The following is a 12,261-nucleotide window of genomic DNA, read 5'->3' on the forward strand; positions in this document are numbered from 1 at the left end:
TGATCCGACAAGCAAGTCGGATCAAGTTTAATTTTTATTTTAGACTGCGCTAGTCGAGTAACTGGATTAAAAAAATTGAAGCTTTCGGATAACAAAATCACTGGGATATTGCTCTCTGCGAAAGGGCGAACACAAAAAACACTCATTACTACAATGCCCATGATTGAAGTAAGTGCCTATTTTTCTTCGAAAAGCTTGTTGCCAGAATTGAAGTGGGTTGCTGATGCTGCGGTTAATTCAACAAATTCAAATAAAGTACAAGCTATTCAGACAGGACTAGAAAAAGTCGTGATTGATAACGTGGTAAGCGCACCGCTATCGTTAACATTTGCAATTACGGGCAAGCCTAGTTTTCAGAAAACCTCTAATTCGTTATCAACACTCAGTTATAGCCCCTCGAATACGTGCATTGTTGGCAATGCTTTGGGTTTAGTCGCTATCTGCAAAATTTTAGGAATAAAAACTTTTTTGTTCAGTTCAAGGCTAAGCGTTAAAGAAGCAAACCAGAAAAGCGAATTGAGGCAACGTCTAGCGATGGAAAGCGTAGAAATTCGAGTGATATTTGATGATGAACAGGGGTTAGATGAAAAGCATGTCGTTGAGTTATTTAAAAAAAGCCAAGTGCTTGATTCTTCGTTAAGCCTTCCACATCTTAATGAAGGACAAAACTTACTTCCCGATGATCAGTTCCCTCTAAGACCCTTTATTGAACAGTTAGTTAAAGAGACTAATATCGAGTCCTACGGTGGTGTGAGTTTTGACTCAAAACATGTAAAGGTTTCAGAGCGCTGTATCACAACTCAATATGTTTTATTCAAATTGACCGTTGGTGCTGTCGCTGGAGTGGGCACTCAAGAATACAGTAAGATGTCTAAGGACGTTACGTTACCTAATGGTACAAGCCTTACTTCTGTGCTCAGCGATGGCTATGTCAGCAAGATTTCTACTTTCTTAAAGGCATGGCTTGAACTACAAGCAGAAGCATTCATAAATAGTCGTTCTGGCTATCACTTGTCCCCACAAGTGTGGCAAGCATTAGGACTAACGATCCATCGGTTAGTTAGTGATGAAGCTACGTTAAATGATCTACAAGCGGCAGGTAAAGCATTGGGCGGCCTTGATTACAGTAAAGATGCCAAACACTGGGATAGTTGTACGGTTATGGAATTGGATGCCAAAGGGCGAATCTATAAGAATGCTGCGAGTTCGACTAGGCTGTTTCGGGTTGGGCTGTGTGAGTATTTTGTTGGGGTTGTTGAAGTAATGAATGATAAAGAAAAAAATAGTCGGTAGAGCTGTCTCTATATCGCTCTCGCTCAATTCCAGAACACTTTATGGTTTAGGCTTTTGACGAACTTTTTTGATTCAGCCAATGCCCGAAAAAACAACACTTTCTAAACAGAATATTTTTAGAAAACCACACTGTTCACACCGAAAGCGAGTTCTCTTACTCTTTTTAACGGTCGAGATGTGCAGTAGAAGACCTAAATCACTGAAAATATTCCGAATATTTAAGACATAAAAACAAACTTATATACACCAAATGTCATAAATTGCAGTATGATGTTTTCATTATTTATTAATGAAGCCTCTCAATTATGGATACTGTTAAAGTCATTATACTCGCGAAATCATACAAAAATGGTGCCCGGTGCATAGCAGGCAAGCGCTGTGAAAGTTTGCCTAATAACAAGGTGAAAGTACACGAATGGGTTCGCCCTGCTCTTAAGAATACTGCTGGCGAAGCCATCGCACCAATAACACATAACGAATATCGATACTCAAATCAAGTAGGTTACACTCAAGTCCTAGATATCATGGATATTCCATATGCAGATGATTGTACTGTGGCTGGGCAGCCAGATAATTTTGTTGTCAGCAAAAATAAAAGCTGGTCAAAAAGCAGTAGGTTTCGAGCTGACTGTGTTTTCAATATTATAGATACTCCAGATGATATCTGGCTAGACACGAATACCACTACAAATAAAGTTACCAAGAGCTATGTAGATAACGGAAATGTAGAACAATCGTTATACTTGATTCGACCAACTGCATTCGAGATTACGTTGTCGAATGAATATAATGACTGGGAAGAGCGCTATCAAAGAAAATCTTTAGCCTCATTTAGCTATAATGGTATATCGTACACTGATATCTCGGTGACTTGTCCTGCTGCTAGAAAAATGTTGAAAGATGACTATCCGCCTGAGGGGGGAAGTGCCGTCACAGTAAAACTACCTGATGGTGATGAGTATGCCATTGTGCTAAGCCTAAGCCCTATTTTTGAAAAAACGCAGATGCACTACAAGTTTGTAGCCACAATTTTTGATAAATCCGGCGACCTACAAAAGGACTTTAAAGCATGAAAATATTTACCATAGGGTTCACAAAAAAAACAGCAGAGTCTTTTTTTAGCTACCTTAACTCTTCAGATGTTAAAGTCTTAATTGATGTTCGATTGAACAATACCTCTCAGTTGTCTGGTTTTGCTAAAAGAGATGACTTGAAGTTCTTTTTAAAGACGCTATGTGGTGCAGATTATGTGCATATGCCAGAGTTAGCTCCAACTAAAGAAATTTTGAAACCATATCAAAATAAAGAAATAACTTGGGACAGTTACGAGGACAAATTCCTAAATTTGATGGCTCAAAGAAATATTGAAAAACAACTACCATCTAGCTTGCTGGAAAACGGCTGCTTACTTTGCAGCGAACATGAACCTCATTTTTGCCATCGCCGTCTCGTCGTTGAGTATTTAAACAAGACGACAAACCTAAACCTTGACGTGAAACACTTATACAAATGAATAATTTGCTTGTCCTTTATCCTAGTGAGTTTAAAGCTTACTCAAAACTCGAAAGAAAATTGACGAAAATCACCAGTAGAATGAGTGATTTTCAATTACTCACCCTTAACGATTTCAATGGGTTTGTTAAGCGGTTTTCGGAAGAAAATGACATAGCTCAGAGTGTTATAGAAGATTACAATTGGGAATCATACAATCTAACTCATGCAGTCGTATTTGATGACGGTGAAGAATTTCCCAATGAAGTTAAACTACTAAAAAGTAAAAACATTCCACTGAGGGAAATTCGAATTGACATAACTAGAGTTGTGAATATAAAAACAGATAAAGAGTTTAATGGGCAAGTAGATACACCGAATTATTCTTATATTGGCAGAGGGTCTTATTGGGGAAACCCTTATTCGATGCATGAAGAAAATCACAGTCGAGAAGAGGTTATAAGGAAATTCAAGTATGACTTTGACTTCGAGAAATTCCCTAATAAGGATAAGAAAGAAGTATTTAAATTAGTAGGTAAACGGCTTGGTTGTTTTTGTAAACCAGAAGCATGTCATGGTGATGTTCTAGCGGATTACTTGAATAGTTGGGATGATGGAAAGTAATGCGTACTAGTTTTCTTATTGAGAGTCGATGTCAAGTCACTTGCGCCTTCATTATAGCTTTTGAGTAAGCAAAGTTATGACCTTACGAAATGAGAACCTAGCCTTATTAAAGCCTCAGAGACAAAAAAGCGTACACACCAGTTTATATGATATGTACGCTTTTAATTTGAGCTAGAAGTATTGTAATAAAAGGGCTGCCATTCACTCGTTAATAGACATATTTATCACTCTATACTCCCCTTTGGTTTTATTAAATGCTGATAATCAAAATTCTTCTTTATCTGCAACATCTTCGGTTACATCACTTTCTTGTTTAGCTGGCTGAAGAAGAAGCTCACGAAGTTTTGCATCCAATTCTTCTGCAATGTGACTGTTCTCTTCGAGATGCTTACAAGAATTAGCTTTACCTTGACCAATCTTGTCACCTTTATAGCTATACCAAGCACCAGCTTTATCAACCAGTTTATTTTTAACACCGAGGTCAATCAGTTCACCGTAACGGTTGAAGCCTTTGCCATATAGGATTTGAGTCTCAGCCTGTTTAAATGGCGCAGCAATCTTGTTCTTCACGACCTTGATGCGAGTCTCGTTACCAACGACTTCATCACCTTCTTTAACAGCACCTGTACGACGGATATCCAGACGAACTGATGCATAGAACTTAAGTGCATTACCACCAGTAGTCGTTTCTGGGTTACCGAACATCACACCAATCTTCATACGAATTTGGTTAATGAAGATACACATACAGTTTGAAGCTTTAAGATTACCTGTCATTTTACGCATTGACTGACTAAGTAGTCTCGCTTGCAAGCCCATATGCGAATCCCCCATCTCTCCCTCAATCTCTGCTTTCGGGGTCAAAGCGGCAACAGAATCGACAACGATTACATCAACTGCACCGGAACGAGCCAACGCATCACAGATCTCAAGAGCTTGCTCACCAGTATCAGGTTGAGAAACAAGTAACTGATCGATATCTACACCTAGCTTTTGAGCATAAATAGGGTCAAGCGCATGTTCAGCATCGATAAAAGCACAAGTTTTACCTTGTTTTTGCGCAGCAGCAATAACTTCTAGGGTAAGCGTTGTCTTACCCGATGATTCAGGGCCAAATATTTCTACTATACGTCCCATTGGCAAACCGCCAGCGCCCAAAGCAATATCAAGTGAAAGTGAACCTGTAGAAATGGTTTCAACATCCATTGTTCGGTTGTCACCCAGCTTCATGATAGAACCTTTACCAAATTGCTTTTCAATTTGACCGAGCGCTGCTGCTAATGCTTTCTGTTTGTTCTCATCCATTTCTATTACCTTTGAATCATGGGTTGCAAATATGCATTCAGTTAAGTTGTTATCTTCTTAATTGAATAAATATTCAAATTGTTATTTTGGGGGTTAGTTATTTGTTTGTCTTGTAGGCTTATCAGAGGACTGTCGATAGACAATCAATTAGGCTGCATTAGGAAGCTGTGAAAAATGAAGACCCATGTGGCTATCGCCCATTTCGCCTTCGATCTCAGCTTTAGGTGTTAGTGCAGCAACCGAGTCAATAACAAGAACATCGATAGCACCTGAACGAGCCAGTGCATCACAGATTTCTAGAGCTTGTTCACCGGTATCAGGTTGAGATACAAGCAAAGCATCGATATCAACACCCAACTTTTGAGCGTAGATAGGGTCAAGTGCGTGTTCCGCATCCACGAATGCACACGTTTTACCCACTCTCTGCGCTGCAGCAATAAGCTCAAGCGTTAGCGTTGTTTTACCTGATGATTCTGGACCGTAAACTTCAACGATACGTCCCATCGGTAAGCCACCAGCACCTAGTGCGATATCTAGAGATAGAGAACCTGTAGAAATAGTTTCTACGTCCATTGTGCGGTTATCACCAAGACGCATGATAGAACCTTTACCAAATTGCTTTTCAATCTGACCAAGGGCTGCAGCTAACGCTTTTTGTTTATTCTCGTCCATTTCTATCTCCACATAATCGGTTGTTTCAACAAGCGACTTAGAATCTATTTCTAACCCACAAAGGGGTGACTAATTGGCTTTTATTATACTGTTGATTCATACAGTGTCTATACCTGTATGAAAATAATTTGTACAAATGTTACTTGTCTTCCATTGATAGGTAATCATAAATAACTTGTAAGGCATGGTGCGTAGCTTGTTGGCGTACTTGTGATCTATCGCCTGTAAATACATGCGTTCCTACTTTGTTCCACCCATTTACTGCTTTCCAAGCAAAACACACAGTCCCTACCGGTTTCTCTTCCGTGCCGCCGCCCGGGCCAGCAATACCGCTGATAGACACAGAAATAGTGCCGTTTGAATGTTGTAGCGCCCCGTGAGCCATTTCTATAACCACTGGCTCACTCACAGCACCAAACTCAACTAGGGTTTCAAGCTGAACACCGATCATCTCTTGTTTCGCTTCATTACTATAGGTCACGAAAGCACGATCAAACCAAGCCGAGCTACCAGCAATATCCGTTACCGCGCTTGCAACACCACCGCCAGTGCAAGATTCAGCCGTCACTAATACATGTTTATGTTTCGCAAGTAAGTGTCCGAGTTTTTCACTAAGAGCTTGAGTCGTCTGCATCTTTTGCTTCCCTTAATCTAGATGTATATCATTTGGATTTGCATCTTTTCGCATGTGTCGCTTTTCGCACGAAACGCTTTCACGTATCCTAAGCCGCAATAGAAATAAACGAAAGAAGTTAACTGTGAAAGCCGATCAAAAACATACTCCTATGATGCAGCAGTACCTAAAACTAAAAGCAGAAAATCCAGAAATTTTGCTGTTCTACCGCATGGGAGATTTCTACGAGCTTTTCTACGATGACGCTAAGAAAGCCTCTCAACTCCTCGATATTTCGCTAACCAAGCGTGGCTCTTCAAACGGTGAGCCTATTCCTATGGCGGGCGTTCCATACCACGCCGTTGAAGGTTACCTTGCGAAGTTAGTGCAGTTGGGCGAGTCCGTAGCGATTTGTGAGCAGATTGGTAATCCAGCAACTTCAAAGGGCCCGGTTGATCGCGCTGTCGTAAGAATTGTGACACCGGGAACTGTAACGGATGAAGCATTGCTTTCTGAGCGTGTTGATAACCTTATAGCCTCCATTTACCACCACAATGGTAAATTTGGCTACGCGACGCTTGATATTACTTCTGGTCGATTCCAACTATGTGAGCCGGAAACCGAAGAAGCAATGGCGGCAGAGCTACAAAGAACGTCACCACGTGAACTGCTGTTCCCTGAAGATTTCGAACCTGTAAATTTGATGGCAAGTCGTAATGGCAATCGCCGTCGCCCGGTATGGGAATTTGAATTAGATACAGCGAAGCAGCAACTGAATCAACAATTTGGTACTCGTGACTTAGTTGGCTTTGGTGTTGAAAGCGCAAAACTAGGTTTATGCGCTGCGGGTTGTCTGATCCAATACGTTAAAGATACGCAACGTACTGCCCTTCCGCATATCCGTTCACTGACAATGGATAAGCAAGATCATTCTGTGATCCTTGATGCGGCTACTCGCCGTAATTTGGAGATCACTCAAAATCTTAGTGGCGGCACCGATAACACCCTATCTGAAGTGCTTGACCACACCGCGACGGCTATGGGTAGCCGTATGCTTAAGCGTTGGCTACATCAACCCATGCGTAATATTTCAGCTCTTGACCAACGCTTAGATGCGATTGGTGAAATGAAAGATCTGGCTCTATTTACAGAGTTACAACCAACGCTGAAACAGATCGGTGATATCGAACGTATTCTTGCTCGTCTTGCCCTTCGCTCTGCACGTCCACGTGATATGGCACGACTTCGCCAAGCAATGGAATACTTACCAGAGCTTGCTGAAACGCTAACGCAACTTAAACACCCATATCTAACTCAGCTTGCTCAGTATGCTTCGCCTGTGGATGAAGTATCTGAACTGCTTGAGCGTGCGATCAAAGAGAACCCACCCGTGGTTATCCGCGATGGTGGTGTAATAGCAGAAGGCTACAACGCCGAGCTAGATGAATGGCGTGACCTTGCTGCAGGTGCAACCGAGTTTCTGGATAAGCTTGAGCAAGAAGAGCGTGAACGTCACGGTATCGACACGCTAAAAGTTGGCTACAACAACGTCCACGGTTTCTTCATTCAGGTAAGCCGCGGACAAAGCCATCTTGTACCACCACACTATGTTCGCCGCCAAACGCTGAAAAATGCAGAACGTTACATTATTCCTGAGCTGAAAGAGCACGAAGACAAAGTTCTCAGCTCTAAATCGAAAGCCCTAGCTATCGAGAAGAAGTTGTGGGAAGAGTTGTTTGATTTGTTACTGCCTTATCTAGAGCGACTGCAAAACATTGCATCTTCAGTGTCTCAGCTTGATGTTCTACAAAACTTAGCTGAACGTGCAGACACCCTTGATTACTGTCGTCCAACAATGACAGAGTCTGCTGGTGTACAAATTCAGGCGGGTCGTCACCCCGTAGTTGAACAAGTGATGGACGAACCCTTTATTGCTAACCCTATCGACCTCAACGATCAACGTAAGATGCTGATCATCACAGGTCCAAACATGGGTGGTAAGTCGACCTACATGCGTCAGACCGCACTCATTGCGCTGATGGCTCATATTGGTTGTTATGTTCCAGCAGAAAGCGCGACGATTGGTTCTATCGACCGTATCTTTACGCGTATTGGTGCATCGGATGATTTAGCTTCGGGTCGTTCAACCTTCATGGTTGAGATGACAGAGACCGCGAATATTCTGCACAACGCAACACCAAATAGCCTTGTGCTAATGGACGAAATCGGTCGTGGTACCAGTACTTACGATGGTCTGTCTCTAGCTTGGGCAAGTGCGGAGTGGCTAGCGAATCAAATCAATGCGATGACACTGTTTGCAACGCACTACTTTGAGCTAACTGAACTACCAAACCAAATCCCAACCTTAGCGAACGTACACTTAGATGCGGTTGAACATGGCGACAGCATTGCCTTTATGCACGCAGTTCAAGAAGGTGCAGCAAGTAAATCTTACGGCCTCGCGGTTGCAGGTTTAGCTGGTGTACCGAAAGCGGTAATCAAAAATGCACGCGCGAAGCTGACTCAGTTAGAAGCATTGAGTATCGACTCTCCGACATCAAAGCCAAGCGGCGTTGATATCGCTAACCAACTGAGCCTGATACCTGAACCGAGTGAAGTAGAACAAGCACTAGCGAATGTTGACCCTGATGATTTAACTCCTCGCCAAGCGTTAGAAGAACTCTATCGTTTGAAGAAGTTGCTTTAGTCTCTTTCCAAGTAGCTTGTTATTGTCGCTTTGTACTGTCGTTTGAGTAGGCAGCATCAGATAAAAAAGCCACAAACAAAAAAACGCTGACTTAGAGTCAGCGTTTTTATTTGTCTTCTATTCAAAGAAACATCATCAGTTCATTTAGTCGTTTTCTACATTGAACAGATTTTCCATATTCAGACCTTGCTTGATAAGAATCTCACGTAGACGGCGAAGACCTTCAACTTGGATTTGACGAACACGTTCACGAGTCAGGCTAATTTCACGGCCCACTTCTTCTAGTGTTGACGGTTCGTAACCAAGTAGTCCAAAGCGACGTGCAAGCACCTCTTTCTGCTTAGGATTCAGTTCATCAAGCCAGAAAATCAATGAGTTCTTGATATCGCTATCTTGAGTTGAAACCTCAGGATCTGAATTGTTGATGTCTGGAATAATATCCAACAGTGCTTTCTCACCGTCACCACCAATTGGCGTATCAACAGAGCTCACTCTTTCGTTTAGACGAAGCATCTTACTCACATCACCAACAGGCTTATCTAGCTTAGAAGCAATTTCTTCTGCCGTTGGTTCATGATCAAGTTTTTGTGATAGCTCTCTTGCGGTACGCAGGTAGATGTTCAGCTCTTTCACAACATGGATTGGCAAACGGATAGTGCGAGTCTGATTCATTAGCGCACGTTCAATGGTTTGACGAATCCACCATGTCGCGTAAGTTGAGAAGCGGAAACCACGTTCTGGGTCAAATTTCTCTACGGCGCGAATCAAACCTAGGTTGCCTTCTTCAATAAGATCAAGAAGTGCAAGACCACGGTTACTATAACGACGTGAAATTTTTACCACTAAACGCAGGTTACTTTCGATCATGCGTTTACGTGCTGCTTCATCACCGCGTAGAGCTCGTCGTGCATAAAGCACTTCTTCTTCAGCGGTTAGTAGTGGTGAGAAACCGATTTCGCCTAGATAAAGCTGAGTAGCATCTAAACTTTTAGACGTAACTTCAACTTCTTCTTTCGCTTCGGTTTTCTTTTTGACTGTTCGTTTTGCTTTTCCAAGAGCTTCCGGTTCCGTGGTTGCTTGGTTAAGATCGAACTCTTCTTTGGTTACTGCATTGCTTATACTCATAACGCCTCCCCCTGGCGAAATTAGCATGACATCACAACTTGATATGTCGCTAAATGACTATGTCACTCCATACAATACGTAATTTTTGCATATTGTATTTAAGGTAAATATCGTTTTGGATTAACCGATTTACCTTGGTAACGAATCTCAAAGTGCAGCCTAACACTGCTGGCTCCAGAGCTTCCCATAGTTGCAATCTTCTGCCCTGGTTTCACACTTTGCCCTTCAGATACTAATAGTCGGTCGTTATGCGCGTATGCACTTAAGTAATTATCATTGTGCTTCACAATCACTAGATTGCCGTAGCCTCGTAGTGCATTACCCGAATAAACAACCGTTCCCCCTGCAGTAGATACTATTGGCTGACCTCGCTGTCCTGCTATGTCGATGCCTTTATTTCCTTGTTCGCCTACAGAGAAATTCTTGATTACTCTCCCTTTAGTTGGCCATAACCATTTGGATACTTTATCACTTGTTGGTTTGGTGGACGGTGTAACATTCTGTTTACCTTTAGAACCAACATACTCCTTTGATTTGGATTGTTCAACCTTCTTTGGTGGATCTTTTTTCACCACTTTGGTGGTAGTTTGAGCTGGAGCAGGTTTAGAGTTTTTACTCTTCTGTGGCGTAGTTTTCGGTTTACTTGCCGCAGATGAAGTTGTGGATGCCACGACAGGCGCAGCAACGGCTGCAACCGCTACTGTTGATTTACCATACGCTGGCGCATTGTAACTCGGGCGCCACAACTTAAGCTTCTGCCCCGGGTGGATAGTGTAAGGAGCAGCGAGTTTGTTATAACCGATGAGGTCTTTAACGTCTTTATTGGTGACATAAGCAATGAAGTAAAGGGTGTCGCCTTTTTTTACTTCATAGTAACTGCCGCGATAACTACCACGATCAATCGATGAGTAATTCTTGTTTAGGCTTGAAACAGGCGCAGGTGAATTCGCCGCACACCCAACAAGTGCACAACTAAGCAATAAAGTACTTCCTTTTAACAACTTCGAACGCATCGACTCTCTATCCACCTACACCATTAGTCTTTTATTAAGCTAGCTCACCAGGGACGAGAGGTACAAATCTCACCATCTCGATAACACTCGATAAAAACTCGTCACCATGGCGAACAATCTTCAACAATTGCTGTTCGTCATCACCGACAGGAATCAATAAGCGACCACCATCTTTCAGCTGTTGCAAAAGCGCTTGAGGAATCGACTCTGCGGCAGCAGTTACGATAATCGCATCAAAAGGGGCTTTCGAAGACCATCCTTGCCAGCCATCACCGTGCTTGGTTGAAATATTGTAGAAATCGAGCTGTTTAAGACGACGCTTGGCATCCCATTGCAATGATTTAATTCTTTCAACCGAATACACATGATCAACCAGTTGAGCCAAGACCGCCGTTTGATAACCTGAGCCGGTTCCGATTTCTAAAACACGGCTATCTTGCTGTAATTCTAGCAACTCTGTCATCTTAGCAACAATGTACGGCTGAGAAATCGTCTGGCCCTGTCCGATAGGAAGCGCATTATTATCATAAGCTTGATGATACATCGCCTGTGATAAAAAGCTCTCTCTCGGCAGTTGATAAATAGCATCAAGAACCTTTTGATCCTGAATACCATTTTCAATCAGAAAAGTAATTAAGCGCTCTGCATGCGGATTACTCACTTACTTCTCCTCTAACCAAGTTGTCATCGCACCCAACGACTCGTGCGCAGTCAGGTCAACTTGTAATGGTGTTACCGATACAAAGCCATGCTCGATAGCGTAAAAATCCGTGCCTTCACCGGCATCTTGCTCTTTTCCCGGAGGACCAAGCCAGTAGATATCATGACCTCGTGGGTCTTTTTGCTTAATCATATCTTCAGCATGATGACGAGCACCTAAGCGTGTCACCTGAGTACCAGACAACTGCTCTAACGCTAAATCAGGGATATTGACGTTTAACAGGCGATTGGTTGGGATTGGGTTTGCTAAATGTTGTTCGACGATACGACGAGCAATGGCCGCCGCTGTCTTAAAATGTTTTTTACCCACCAGAGAAAACGCCACCGATTGAACGCCTAAAAAGTGCCCTTCCATTGCGGCTGCCACTGTACCTGAATAAAGCACATCGTCACCCAAGTTAGCACCATGATTAATACCCGTTAATACCAGATCAGGCATATCATTCTTTAGCAGTTCATTTAACGCAAAATGTACACAGTCGGTCGGTGTCCCTTGTACCGAATATGTATTTTCGGTAATTTCTTGAACACGTAGAGGCTGTTCTAAAGTTAATGAATTTGAAGCACCCGAGCGATTACGGTCAGGTGCCACAATGATAATTTCAGCAAGATCACGTAATTCATTGGCCAGCTCATGAATACCTTGAGCGTGCACACCATCATCGTTGCTGAGTAAAATCTTCATCTTGTATCCTTTC

At 42.5% G+C, this 12,261-nt stretch carries 11 protein-coding genes and 1 pseudogene; 5 read left to right on the forward strand and 7 right to left on the reverse strand.

All coding sequences use genetic code 11. The features are described 5' to 3' along the window. Positions 1-153: 153 nt before the first annotated feature. The 4 genes from M4S28_RS14945 to M4S28_RS14960 all read left to right on the forward strand — a co-directional run bounded on the left by M4S28_RS14945 (position 154) and on the right by M4S28_RS14960 (position 3,408). Positions 154-1,293: a hypothetical protein gene (locus tag M4S28_RS14945; RefSeq protein WP_249632739.1), complete on the forward strand. Its 1,140-nt coding sequence runs from the start codon at positions 154-156 to the stop codon at positions 1,291-1,293. Positions 1,294-1,598: 305 nt separating this feature from the next. Next, entirely contained in the window at positions 1,599-2,366 is a 768-nt protein-coding gene (locus M4S28_RS14950) for a dual OB domain-containing protein (RefSeq protein ID WP_249632039.1), read from the forward strand. Further along, on the forward strand, positions 2,363-2,806 hold the full coding sequence (locus M4S28_RS14955; protein WP_102482839.1) for a DUF488 domain-containing protein: 444 nt from the start codon (positions 2,363-2,365) through the stop codon (positions 2,804-2,806). The genes M4S28_RS14950 and M4S28_RS14955 overlap by 4 nt, the downstream gene beginning before the upstream one ends. Continuing rightward, complete coding sequence (locus tag M4S28_RS14960) at positions 2,803-3,408, forward strand: DUF4326 domain-containing protein (RefSeq protein ID WP_249632040.1); 606 nt, start codon at positions 2,803-2,805, stop codon at positions 3,406-3,408. Before M4S28_RS14955 ends, M4S28_RS14960 begins: the two co-directional genes overlap by 4 nt. Positions 3,409-3,672: 264 nt before the next feature. Here the strand turns inward: M4S28_RS14960 and recA are convergent, their stop codons facing one another. The 3 genes and pseudogenes from recA to pncC form a co-directional block, all read right to left on the reverse strand. Continuing rightward, positions 3,673-4,713: a recombinase RecA gene (gene recA, locus M4S28_RS14965; protein WP_249632041.1), complete on the reverse strand. Its 1,041-nt coding sequence runs from the start codon at positions 4,711-4,713 to the stop codon at positions 3,673-3,675. Positions 4,714-4,866: 153 nt separating this feature from the next. Further along, a pseudogene (locus M4S28_RS14970) lies at positions 4,867-5,385 on the reverse strand (ImuA'/RecA-like NTPase); the annotation flags it as partial. Between the two features lie 139 nt (positions 5,386-5,524). After that, on the reverse strand, positions 5,525-6,019 hold the full coding sequence (pncC, locus tag M4S28_RS14975; RefSeq protein ID WP_029222254.1) for a nicotinamide-nucleotide amidase: 495 nt from the start codon (positions 6,017-6,019) through the stop codon (positions 5,525-5,527). A 124-nt stretch (positions 6,020-6,143) separates the two neighbouring features. Between pncC and mutS the strand changes: the two genes are divergently transcribed. Next, the gene (gene mutS, locus M4S28_RS14980) at positions 6,144-8,705 is read left to right on the forward strand and encodes a DNA mismatch repair protein MutS (protein WP_017092190.1); all 2,562 of its coding nucleotides are present in this window, start codon (positions 6,144-6,146) and stop codon (positions 8,703-8,705) included. 144 nt (positions 8,706-8,849) lie between these two features. On the opposite strand, the gene rpoS is transcribed toward mutS, so the two are convergent. The 4 genes from rpoS to surE all read right to left on the reverse strand — a co-directional run bounded on the left by rpoS (position 8,850) and on the right by surE (position 12,248). After that, the gene (gene rpoS, locus M4S28_RS14985) at positions 8,850-9,830 is read right to left on the reverse strand and encodes an RNA polymerase sigma factor RpoS (protein ID WP_004735404.1); all 981 of its coding nucleotides are present in this window, start codon (positions 9,828-9,830) and stop codon (positions 8,850-8,852) included. Between the two features lie 98 nt (positions 9,831-9,928). Continuing rightward, positions 9,929-10,843 (reverse strand): murein hydrolase activator NlpD, encoded by a 915-nt coding sequence (nlpD, locus tag M4S28_RS14990; protein ID WP_054547474.1) that lies wholly within the window; start codon positions 10,841-10,843, stop codon positions 9,929-9,931. 34 nt (positions 10,844-10,877) lie between these two features. Further along, positions 10,878-11,504 (reverse strand): protein-L-isoaspartate(D-aspartate) O-methyltransferase, encoded by a 627-nt coding sequence (locus M4S28_RS14995; RefSeq protein WP_004735402.1) that lies wholly within the window; start codon positions 11,502-11,504, stop codon positions 10,878-10,880. Beyond that, positions 11,505-12,248, reverse strand: a complete 744-nt coding sequence (gene surE, locus M4S28_RS15000) for a 5'/3'-nucleotidase SurE (RefSeq protein WP_004735400.1) — start codon at positions 12,246-12,248, stop codon at positions 11,505-11,507. It lies immediately after the preceding gene. Positions 12,249-12,261 lie beyond the last annotated feature (13 nt).

It is taken from the genome of Vibrio sp. J383 (assembly GCF_023503985.1).
Lineage (GTDB): Bacteria > Pseudomonadota > Gammaproteobacteria > Enterobacterales > Vibrionaceae > Vibrio > Vibrio splendidus.

What these genes read in the sequence shown, in the direction of transcription:
- recA (WP_249632041.1), bottom strand. Translation starts at nt 4,713, where the DNA reads ATGGATGAGAACAAACAGAAAGCATTAGCAGCAGCGCTCGGTCAAATT.
- surE (WP_004735400.1), bottom strand. Translation starts at nt 12,248, where the DNA reads ATGAAGATTTTACTCAGCAACGATGATGGTGTGCACGCTCAAGGTATT.
- nlpD (WP_054547474.1), bottom strand. Translation starts at nt 10,843, where the DNA reads ATGCGTTCGAAGTTGTTAAAAGGAAGTACTTTATTGCTTAGTTGTGCA.
- M4S28_RS14945 (WP_249632739.1), top strand. Translation starts at nt 154, where the DNA reads ATGCCCATGATTGAAGTAAGTGCCTATTTTTCTTCGAAAAGCTTGTTG.
- rpoS (WP_004735404.1), bottom strand. Translation starts at nt 9,830, where the DNA reads ATGAGTATAAGCAATGCAGTAACCAAAGAAGAGTTCGATCTTAACCAA.
- M4S28_RS14950 (WP_249632039.1), top strand. Translation starts at nt 1,599, where the DNA reads ATGGATACTGTTAAAGTCATTATACTCGCGAAATCATACAAAAATGGT.
- M4S28_RS14955 (WP_102482839.1), top strand. Translation starts at nt 2,363, where the DNA reads ATGAAAATATTTACCATAGGGTTCACAAAAAAAACAGCAGAGTCTTTT.
- M4S28_RS14960 (WP_249632040.1), top strand. Translation starts at nt 2,803, where the DNA reads ATGAATAATTTGCTTGTCCTTTATCCTAGTGAGTTTAAAGCTTACTCA.
- pncC (WP_029222254.1), bottom strand. Translation starts at nt 6,019, where the DNA reads ATGCAGACGACTCAAGCTCTTAGTGAAAAACTCGGACACTTACTTGCG.